Annotated in this window: 5 protein-coding genes; all 5 read right to left on the bottom strand. The window is 71.2% G+C overall.

All coding sequences use genetic code 11. The features are described 5' to 3' along the window. Positions 1–69 precede the first annotated feature (69 nt). Complete coding sequence (locus tag AC1RQG_RS05905; protein WP_493129247.1) at positions 70–8511, bottom strand: SPM autocatalytic domain-containing protein; 8442 nt, start codon at positions 8509–8511, stop codon at positions 70–72. 84 nt (positions 8512–8595) lie between these two features. Beyond that, positions 8596–9435, bottom strand: a complete 840-nt coding sequence (gene fliR / locus AC1RQG_RS05910) for a flagellar biosynthetic protein FliR (protein ID WP_493129249.1) — start codon at positions 9433–9435, stop codon at positions 8596–8598. A gap of 33 nt (positions 9436–9468) precedes the next feature. Next, entirely contained in the window at positions 9469–9738 is a 270-nt protein-coding gene (gene fliQ / locus AC1RQG_RS05915; RefSeq protein WP_182167720.1) for a flagellar biosynthesis protein FliQ, read from the bottom strand. A gap of 12 nt (positions 9739–9750) precedes the next feature. Further along, positions 9751–10521 (bottom strand): flagellar type III secretion system pore protein FliP, encoded by a 771-nt coding sequence (gene fliP / locus AC1RQG_RS05920; RefSeq protein WP_493129251.1) that lies wholly within the window; start codon positions 10519–10521, stop codon positions 9751–9753. After that, positions 10511–10929 (bottom strand): flagellar biosynthetic protein FliO (gene fliO, locus AC1RQG_RS05925; protein WP_493129253.1); only part of this gene is annotated, 419 nt, incomplete at its 5' end. The genes fliO and fliP, both read right to left, overlap by 11 nt.

Consider the following 10929-nt stretch of genomic DNA (forward strand, 5'->3'; position numbering starts at 1 on the left):
ATAAAAAAAACCGGGGTCAGGTCATGCCGTCACGCAATATGCGTGACGGCATGACCTGACCCCGGTTTTTTATTTGCTCGCCAGCAGGGTGGGGATGGCCGGCGTGCGCCGCCAGTCGTCGCGGTCGAGCCCGGCCGGCGCGGCTTGCTGGCCATCGCTGGCGGTCGTGAACTGCCGCAGCTGGCGGGCCAGTTCGGCGACGCCGCCGGCCACCGTGGCCGCCGGCGCCGCCGGCTGCGCCTCGGCGGCCTTGAAGCCGAGCTGACCCGTCGCCGGCGCCGGCGCCTGCTGGCCGAACGCGGCGATCGCCTGCGTCAGCGCGCTGACGTGGGCGCTCAGCGGCGCCTGCATGGCCGGCCGGTCCGTGAGGAACCACACGTCGGCCAGCTGCCCGCTGCCGCCGTCGCTGCGCTGGAAGGTGGCCGTCAGGCCGGTCCAGTTGCCCTGGTCGTTGACGCTGGTCTTGCGGGCCGTCACGTCCAGGCTGGCCACGCCGGCCTGGGCCAGCGTCTTCAGCTCGGCGCTGGCGCTCACGCCATCGGCGTTGGCGTCCACCCACACCCGCAGCTGGCCGAACAGGGCGTCGCGGGCGTCGACCACGCCGTCATGGTTGCTGTCGAGGTCGGACAGGGCGGCGAAGCCGTCGCCGGCCCGGCTGCCGTCGGCGCGCACGGTGGCGGTGCCGAACAGCTCGCCGCCGCCGTCGATCTTGCCGTCGCCGTTGCGGTCGAGCACCAGCAGGCCGTCCGTGGGGGCGACCCAGCCGGTGGCCACCTTGCTGCCGGTGCCGTACAGGTCGAACCGCACGCCGGCCGTGATGGACAGCGTGCGCACGCCGTCGCCGTTCAAGTCGAGGATCAGCGGACTGCCCAGCGGCAACGCGGCCAACTGGTCGGCCGTCAGCACGGCCGTCTGGTCGGTCGTCAGCGCGCACACCTGGGTCGACGAGAACGCGGCCAGCTCGCCATTGCCAAGCGACATCATCTGATCGGTCGTCAAGGCCTTGATCTGGGTCAGCTTGAGCGCGCGCACCTGCTGCGTGCTCAGGTTGGCGATCTGGGCCATCGCCAGGGCGGCGATCTGGGCCGTCGTCAGGGAGGCCAGCTGGTTGGTCGTGAGCGCGCGCACGGCGTTGGCGTCGAGCGCGTTGATCTGGTCCGAACTGAGCACCGTCAGCGCGCGCGTGCTGAGCGCGTCCAGTTGCGCCGAGCTCAGGCCGTTGAGCTGGGTGGTGGTCATGCCCGACACTGGCACCGGCCCCAGGCTGGCCAGTTGCTGCGTGCTCATGCCGTCGATCAGGGCCGCGTCCATCGCGTTCACCTGGTTCGACGTGAGGCCGCCGATCTGGGCGGTGGTGAACACGGACAGCGAACCGAGCGCCGAGAACTGGTCGGTCGTCAGGCCGCGGATCTGGGCCGAACCGAGCGTGGCCAGGGCCTTGGTGCTGAGGGCCGTGATCTGGTCGGTCGTCAAGGCGCCGATCTGGGACGTCCTGAGCGACAGCAGTTGCAGCGTGGTCAGCGCGGTCAGGTCGGCCGGCGGCAGATAGGGCAGCTGGTCGCTGGTCAGCGCCACCAGCGCCGCCAGGTTGATGCCGCGCACCTGGGCCGTGGTCAGGGCCGACAGCTGGTCGCTGGTCAGCGCCACGATCTGGCGGCTGCCCAGGGCCGCGATCTGGCTGGTCTTGAGGGTGGCGAAGTGGGTGGCGTCGATGGCCGGCAGCTGGTCCGAGCCGAGCGCGCCGATCTGCAGCGTGGTCAGCGGCGCCAGGCTGGCCAGCGCGTTGAGCTGGCTCGTCGTCAGGGCGCGCAGCTGGACGGTGGCCAGGCTGGCGACCTCCTGCGTCGTCAGGTTGGCCAGCTGGTCGCCGGTCAGGCTGGCCACCTCGGCGGTGCGCAGGGCGTTCAGCTGCAGCGTGGTCAGCGCGCGCAGGTCGGCGATGGTCAGCGCCTGCAACTGGTCCGTGCTGAGGCTGGCGATGACGGACGTGTTCAGGCTGCGCGCCTGGGCCGTCGTCAGGCCGGCGATCTGGTCGGTCGTCAGGTACTGGATCTGGCGGCTGGTGAGGGCGGCGATCTGGCCGGTCCTGAGCGTGGCCAGATGGCCGGCGTCGATCGAGCTCAGCTGGTCGCTGGTGAGGGCCGTCACTTGCGTGCTGCCGAAGCCGGCCAGGCTGCTCAGCCCGGCCAGCTGGTCGGTGGTCAGCGCCCGCACCTGGCCCGTGGTCAGGGCGGCGATGGCGCCCGAGCCGAACGCGCCCAGCTGGTCGGTGCCGAGCGCGGCGATCTGGCCGGTGGTCAGGGCGGCCACCTGGACCGTCTTCAGGCCGGCCAGGTCGTCCCCTTCCATGGCCGCGATCTGGTCCGTCGTCAGCGCGCGCAGCGCGGCCGTGCCGATGGCCCGCCACTGGGACACGGTCAGCTGGGCGATCTCGTGGCTGGTCAGGGCCGGCGCCTGGCGCGCCGTCATGGCGGCCAGCTGCAGCGAGGTGAGGGCGGCCAGCTGGGCATCGTCGAGCGCGGCCAGGCGGTCGGTCGGCAGGGCCGCGAACTGGGCCGTGCTGTACGCGGCCAGCGAACCGAGCAAGGCGAACTGGGTGGCGTCGAGGAAACTGACCTGCAACGGCGTCAGCGCCGCCACCTGGGTCGAGGTCAAGCCTTCCAGCTGGTCGGTCGTCATGGCCGCCAGCTGGTCGGAGTTGAAGGCGCGCACCTGGTCGGTGCGCATGGCCGCCATGTCGCCCACTTCGATGGCGGCGAACTGGGTCGGCAGCAGCGTGGCGATGGCGCGCGTGGACAGCGCCCGTACCTGCGCCGCCGTCAGGGCCACCAGTTGGTCGGTGGTGAAGCTGTCGGCCTGCCGGTAGCTGAGCGCGGCGATGGCGGCCGTGCCGATGACGCCGATCTGGTCGGTGCTGACGGCCGCCAGCTGGTCGGTCGTCAGGCCGTTCACCTGGCCGGTGCGGAGCGCGGCCAGGTCGGCCGGCGCCAGCGCGGCGATCTGGTCGGTGGTGAGCGCGCCCAGGGCCTTGCTCGACAGCGCGGCGAACTGGGCCGTCAGCAGGGCGGCGATCTGGTCGGTCGTCAGGGCCGGCAGCTGCACATTGCTCAACGCCGCGATCTGGTTGGTCTTGAAGGTGACCAGCTGTTCCGGCGCGATGGCGGCCAGCTGGTCGCTCGTGAGCACGGCCACCTGGCCCGTGGTGAGGCTGCGCAGGGTGGCCAGGGCGGCGATCTGATCGGTCGTCAGGGCGGGGATCTGGCCGGTCCTGAGCGCGGCCAGCTCGAGCGTCGTCAGCGAGGCCACCTGGTCCGTCGTCAGCGATTGCAGCTGGTCGCTGCCGAGAACGGTCAGCTGGGCCGTCTTCAGGTAGGCCACGTCGCCCGGCTCGATCCATGGCAGCTGGTCGGTGGTCAAGGCCCGCACGGCGGCCGTCGACAGCGCGCCCAGCTGGGGGCCGCTGAGCGTGATCAGCTGGTCGCTGGTGAGCACGGCCGCCTGCAGCGGCGTGAGCGCGGCCAGCTGGCGGGTCGACAGCAGCGCCACGTCGTCGGTCGCGAGGGCGATGACGCGGTCGGTCGACATGGCCGCGATCTGGGCCGTGTTGTAGTCGCTCAGGCTGCCCAGCGCGTTGAGCTGGTCGGTCGACAGCGCCGCCAGCTGCGTGACGGTGAAGGCGTTGATGTTCTGGGTGCTCAGCGCGTGCAACTGGGTCGTCAGCAGCGCCGCCATCTGGTCGGTCGTCAGCGCCCGCAGCTGGGCCGTGCCCAGCGCGCGCAAGTCGAGCGGCTCGATGGCCTCGATCTGGTCCGTGTTCAGGCGCGCCAGCGTGCGGCTGTCCATGGCGCGCAGCTGGGCCGACGACAGCAGCACGATCTGGTCGGTGCTGAGGCCGGCCGCCTGCGCGCTGCCCATGGCGGCGATCTGGCTGGTCTTCATGGCCGCCAGGTCGGCGTTGGTGAGCGTGCCGACCTGGTCGCTGGTGAGGGCCCGGATCTGTTCCGTGCCCAGCGGCAGCAGACTGCTCAGCGCGTCGAGCTGGGCGCTGGTGAGCACGCCGATCTGGTTGCTGGCCAGGGCCCGGATCTCGGCCGTCGTCAGGGCGCCGTACTGGGCCAGCGTGAGCGCGGCCAGCTGGTCGCTGCCGAGGGCGGCGATCTGGCTGGTCTTGAGCGTGGCCACGGCCGCGTCCAGCGCCTGCAGCTGGTCGGTGCGCAGCGCGCGCAGCACCGGGTTGGACAGGGCCCGCAGCTGGGCCGAGGACAGCGCCACCACCTGGTCCGTCGTCAGGAAGGTGATCTGCAGCGAGGTCAGGGCGCCGATCTGGCCGGTCTTCAGGGCGGCCAGCTGGGCCGGTGTGAGCGCGGCCAGCTGGTCGCTCGACAGGCCGGTGATCTGCGCCGAACTCAGGCCGGCGAGCGAGGTGAACGCGGCCAGCTGGTCCGTGCTCAGCGCGTTGAGCTGGCGCGAGCCGAGCGCGCCGATCTCCTGCGACGTGAAGGCGGCCAGCTGGGCCGTCGTCAGGCCGGCCACCTGGGCCGTCGCCAGGCCGGCCACCTGGGCCGTCGTCAGGGCGCGGATGTCGGCCACTTCGATCGCGTCCAGCTGGTCGGTGCTGAAGGCGGCCAGGGTGGCGGCGGTCAGGCTGCGCACTTGCGCACTGGTGAGCGCGACGATCTGGTCGCTGGTCAGGGCCGCCACCTGGTCCGAGGTGAGGCCGGCGATCTGGCCGGTCTTGAGCGTGGGGATGCGGGCCGCCGCCAGGCTGGCGATCTGGTCGGTGGTGAGGGCCGCGATCTGGCGGCTGCCCAGCGGCGCCAGCGACGCGAAGCTGGCGATCTGGCCGGTGGACAGGGCGGCGATCTGGCGCGTGGTCAGGGCCGCGATGTCGGCCGTGCTCAGCGTGGCGAACTGGTCGGTGGTGAGGGCCGCGATCTGCGCCGTCGTCAGGGCCGCCACCTGGGCGGTCTTGAGGGCGGCGAGGTCGGCCAGCTCGATGGCCGCCACCTGGTCGCTGGTGAGGGCCGTCAGCTCGGCCGCCGTCAGGGCCCGGAACTGGGCCGTCGTCAGGGCCACGATCTCGTCGGTCGTGAGGGACGCCATCTGGTCGCTGGTGAAGGCGGCCACCTGCTGCGTGGTCAGGCTGCGCAGCGCGTTCAGCGACAGCGAGGCGATCTGGTCGGTCGTGAGGGCGGCGATGGCGGCCGTCGAGAAACTGGCCAGCGTGCTGAGCGCGGCCAGCTGGCTGCTGCTCAGGGCCGCCTTCTGCAGCGGCGTCAGGGCGGCGATCTCCTGGGTCGTCATGGCGCCGATCTGGGCCGTGCTCAGGGCCGCGATCTGGTCCGTCGTCAGCGCCCTGAGCTGGCCCGTGCGCAGGTTGACCACTTCGGCCAGCGTCAGCGCCGCCACCTGGTCGGTGGTGAGCGCCGGGATCGCCTGGGTGGACAGCGCGCGCAGCAGCGCACTGCTGAGGGCGCGCAACTGGTCGGTGGTGAGCGCGACCAGCTGGTCGGTGCCGAGGGCGGCGACCTGGTTGCTGCGCAGCGCGTTCAGGTCGACCGTGTTCAGCGTGGCGATCTGGTCGGTGGTGAAGACGGCCAGCTGGCGCGTGGTGAACGCGGCCAGCGCGGCCGCGCTCAGCGCGTCGAGCTGGGTGCTACTGAGATTGACCACCTGCATGCTGGTCAGCGACGCCACCTCGGCCGTCGTCAGCGCGGCCAGCTGGTTGCTGCGCAGCGCGGCCAGCTGGTCGGTGCCCAGCGCGGCCACCTGGCGCGTGGTGAGCGCCACCAGGTCGGGCAGGCGGATGGCGCCGATCTGGTCGCTGTTGAACGCGGCCAGGGCGGTGGTGGACAGGGCCCGGATCTGGGCCGTGTTGAGCACGCCCACCTGGTCGGTCGTCAAGCCCGGCACCTGCGGGGCGCCGAGGGCGGCGACCTGGCCGCTCTGCAGGCCGGCGAAGTCGGCCGTGCTGAGCGCGCCCAGCTGGTCGGAGGTGAGCGCGGCGATCTGCCTGCTGGTGAAGCCGGCCAGGCCCGGCAGGGCCGTGATCTGGTCGCTGCTGAGCACCTGCACCTGGCCCGTGTTGAGGGCGCGCACCTCGGCCGAGCTCAGCGCGGCGAACTGGGCCGTGGTGAGGGCCGCCACCTGGTCGGTCGACAGGACGGCCAGCTGGGCCGTGCGCAGCCAGGCGATGTCGCGCGTCTCGATGGCGGCGATGCGGTCGGTGGCCAGCGCGGCGATGCTGGCCGTGGGCAGCGCCTGCAGCTGGGCGCTGCCCAGCGCGACGATCTGGTCGGTGGTGAGCGCCTGCACCTGGTCGCTGCCCAGGGCGGCGATCTGGCGCGTCAGCAGCGAGGCCAGGTCGGCCGTCCCCAGCGTGGCGATCTGGTCGGTGGTGAGCGCCTGCAACTGGCGCGTGCTGAGCGCGGTCAGGTTGCGCAGCGCGTCCAGCTGCGCGCTCGACAGCGCCGCCAGCTGGTCGCTCGTCAGCGCGGCCGTCGCGGCCGAGGATAGCGCGGCGGCCTGGGCCGTCGTCAGCGCGACGATCTGGTCGGTGCCGAGCTGGTTGAGCTGGTTGGTGGCCAGCGCGGCCACGTCGCGCGTTTCCATCGCCGCCACCTGGTCCGTGGTGAGCGCGGCGATGGCGTCCGAATTGAGGGCGCGGAACTGGGCCGTGCTGAGCGCGACCACCTGGTCGGTGGTGAGCGCGCGCAGCTGGTCCGAACCGAGCACGGGCAGCTGGCTGGCCGCCAGCGTGGCCAGGCCGCGGGTGGTCAGGCTGGCCAGCTGGTCCGTCGTCAGGGCGCCGATCTGGCGGCTCGACAGGCCGGCCAGGGTGGCCAGGGCCCCCAGCTGGTCGGTCGTCAGCACGCCGATCTGGTCGGTCGTCAGCGCCGCGACGGCGTTGCTGCCCAGGGCGGCGAACTGGCCGGTGGTCAGTGCCATCAGGTGGTCCGTGTCCAGCGCCCCCACCTGGGCCGAGCGCAGGGCGGCCACGTCGCGCGTCTCCAGCTGGCCGATCTGGTCGGTGGTGAGCAGGTTCAGGGTGGCCGTGGGCAGGCTGGCCACCTGCAGCGCGCTCAGCGCCGCCAGCTGGTCGCTGGTCAGCGCCACCAGCTGGTAGCCGATCAGCGCGCCCAGCTGGGCGCTGGCGAGGGCGGCCACGGTGCGCGTCGTCAGCGTGGCGATCTGGTCGCTCGTGAGCACGGCGATCTGCTGCGTGGCCAGCGGCGCGAGCGAGGTCAGCGCGGCGATCTGGTCGCTGCCCAGCACGGGCAGCAGGTCGGTGCTGAGCGCGGCCAGGTCGGCGCTGCGCAGGGCCCGCATCTGGGCCGTCGTCAGGGCCGTGATCTGGGCCGTGTTGAAGGCGTTGATCTGGCGCGTGTCGAGCACGGCGAAGTCGCGTGTCTCGAGCGCGGCCACCTGGTCGGTCGACAGCAGCGCCAGCGTGGCCGTGGTCAGCGCGCCCACTTGCTGCGAGCCGAGCGCGACGATCTGGTCGGTGCCCAGGGCGGCCAGCTGGAAGTCCAGCAGCGCGGCCAGTTGCAGGCTGTTCAGGGCGGCCACCTGGCGCGTCGACAGCGTGGCCAGCTGGTCCGAGGTGAGCGACTGCATCTGGGCCGAACCCAGCGGCGCGAGCGTGCCGAGGGCCGCGATCTGGTCGCTGCTCATGACCGGCAGCTGGTCGGTGGTCAAGGCCGCGATCTCGTTGCTGCGCAGCGCCGCGCTCTGGCCCGTGGTCAGCGCCGCCACCTGCGCCTGGCTCAGCGCGGCGATCTGGTCGCTGCGCAGCCAGACCAGGTCGCGCGTCTCGAGCGCCGCGATCTGGTCGGTCGACAGCGATTGCAGGCTCAGCGTGCCGAGGTTGGCCAACTGGCTGGAGGACAGGCCCGCCACCTGGTCGGTGCCCAGGGCCAGCAACTGGTCCATGGTGAGCGCGTTGATCTGGCTGGTGAGCAGTTGCGACACGGCCAGCGTGGCGAGCGAGGCGACCTGGTCCGTGCCCAGGGCGCCCATGGCGATCGTGCTCAGGGCGCGCAATTGGGCCGAATTGAGGGCGGCCAGCTGGTCGCTGCGCAGGCCGGCGGACTGGTCCGAGCCGAGCGCGGCCAGCTGCGCCGTTTGCAACGCGGCCACCTCGTCGGTGCGCAGCGCGCCCACCTGGGCCGCGGCCAGCGCGCGCAGCTGGTCGCTGCGCAGCGCCCGCATCTCGCCCGTGGTCAGCGAGGACACCTGGTCGGTGGTGATGGCGGCGACCTGGCTGGTGGCGAGCACGCCCACCTGCTGCGAGCGCAGGGCGGGCAACTGGTCGGTGGTCAGGGCGCCGATGTTGGCGGCGGGCAGGGCCAGCAGCTGGGTGCTGCTGAGCACGCGCAACTGGTCGCTGGTGAGGACCTGGATCTGTTCGGTGTTGAGGGCCTGCATGTCCTCGGTCGACAGCCGCGCGACCATGTCCGTGGTCAGGGCGATGATCTGGTCTGTCGAATAGCCATAGATGATGGACGTCATGCTGCTTCTCCCGGGGATCTTCCATGATACGCTGTTAATTGCCTCATGGAAATCATAAGTGTCACGTTTGCTTATTGATTTTCGCTATGGCCTGTTGACCGGCGCCAACGGTGGCGCCGGCGTCCTGACCACATCTTGTCGTTGCGACCACGTGCGCGGCAGCAGCCGCGCCCGTTCTATGCCCTCCAGGAACAGGTTCTGCATGGGTGTCGCCAGGTAGGGGAGCGACATGGCGATGACCAGCAGACCGACCCCCAGGGTGATCGGAAATCCGATCCCGAACAAATTCAGTTGCGGCGCGGCCCGGGTCAGGATGCCCAGCGCCACGTTGGTGATCAACAACGCGGCCACGATGGGCAGCGACAGCTGCACCCCGGTGCTGAAGATGATGCCGCCCCAGTCCGCCAGCTGCTTGAAGCCGCCGCCGTACAGGGGCCGGGCCGACACGGGCAGGCTGCTGAAGCTCTCCACCAGGGCCGACAGCAGCACATGGTGCGCGTTGACGGCCAAAAACCCCATGGTGGCCACCAGCGCCAGGAACTGGCTGATGGCCGACGAGCGGCCCTGGGTGTTGGGGTCGAAGAAGGTGGCGAACCCCAGGCCCATGGTCAGGCTGCCGATCTCGCCGGCCATCTCCACGGCCGCGAACACGATGCGGATGGTGAAGCCCATGGCCAGCCCCACCAGCAACTCCTGCGCCAGGATCAGCAGCCCGGCCATCGACAGCGGATCGGTGGCCGGCAGGGCCGGCACGGCCGGCGCCACGATCGTCGCCAGCAGCACGCCCAGCCCGACCTTGATGGTGACCGGCACGGCCGAGTTGCCGAACACGGGCGCGGCGGCGATCAGGCCCAGGATGCGCGTGAGCGGCCACAGCAGCGCGGCGATCCACGTGTTCATCTCGGCCGTGGTCAGCGTGATCATGCGCCGCCTGTGGCTGTCGTCGGCATGGCGGCCTCAACCCACCAGGCCGGGGATGCCGCCGAACACTTCGCGCATGTAATCGAGCATCACGGCCAGCATCCACGGTCCGGCCACCACCAGCGCGACGAAGATGCCGACCAGCTTGGGGATGAACGACAGCGTGGCCTCGTTGATCTGGGTGGCGGCCTGGAAGATGCTCACCACCAGGCCGATGATCAGCGCCACCAGCAGCAGCGGGGCGGCGATCATCAGGGTCACCTCCATCGCGTGGCGGCCCATGGTCATGACGCTTTCCGGAGTCATCGTCGCGCCCCGTCAGTAAAAACTCTGGGACAGCGAGCCCAGCAGCAACTGCCAGCCGTCCACCAGCACGAACAGCATCAGCTTGAACGGCAGCGAGATCACGGCCGGCGACATCATCATCATGCCCATCGACATCAGCACCGACGCCACCACCATGTCGATGATGAGGAAGGGGATGAAGATGGCGAAGCCGATCTGGAACGCCGTCTTCAGCTCGCTGGTGACGAAGGCCGGGATCAGGATCCGCAGCGACACGTCCTCCGGGCCCTGCAGGGCCGGGCTGCGCGACAGCTTGACGAACAGGGCCAGGTCGGCCTGGCGCGTCTGCTTGAGCATGAAGTCCTTGAGCGGTGCCACGCCCTTGTCCATCGCCTGGCCCATGGTGATCTTATTCTCCTGCAAAGGCTGGTAGGCTTCCGTGTAGATCTTGTCGAACACCGGCCCCATCACGAACAGCGTGAGGAACAGCGCCAGCCCCACCATCACCTGGTTGGGCGGGGCCGACTGGGTGCCCATGGCCTGGCGCAGCAGCGACAGCACGATGATGATGCGGGTGAAGCTGGTCATCATCAGCAGCGCGGCCGGGATGAACGACAGCGCCGTCATCAGCAGCATGGTCTGGATCGGCAGCGTGTAGCTGGTGCCGCCGCCCGGCGCCGGGCTGCTGATGAAGGCCGGGATGCCCGGTTCGGCCGCCGCCCACAGCGGCAGGGCCAGCGCGGCCAGAGTGAGCAGCCACTTGCAGGCCGTGGCCGGCGTCAGGCCGCCTTGCTTATTTGCCATTACGTTTATCTATCGTCTGTTTGAGCCACTCGGCGAACTGGGCGCCGGGCAGGGCCGGCGCCGCCACGGCGTCGTCGGCCGGGTCGTGCGGCTGGCGCGCCATGGTGGCCAGCGCGTTCATGCGGCCGGGCGAGGCGCCGACCACGATCCACTGTTCGCCCACCTCCACCACCAGGATGCGTTCGCGCGCGCCGACGCTGAGCGCGCCGACCAGGCGCACGTGGGCGCCGCCCGTCATGGTGCGGGGGCCGAAGCGCTTGAGCAGCCAGGCCGCGCCCACCAGCAGGGCCAGCACGAACACCAGCGCGAGGATGCTTTGCAGGATGCCGCCGGCGGGCGACGCGGCCGGCGCCGGCAGCGTCATCGCCGGCGGCGGCGCCGGGCGCCCGGGGGCGGCCGGCTGGGTGA

The organism is Rugamonas sp. GW822-FHT03B10 (genome assembly GCF_058801745.1).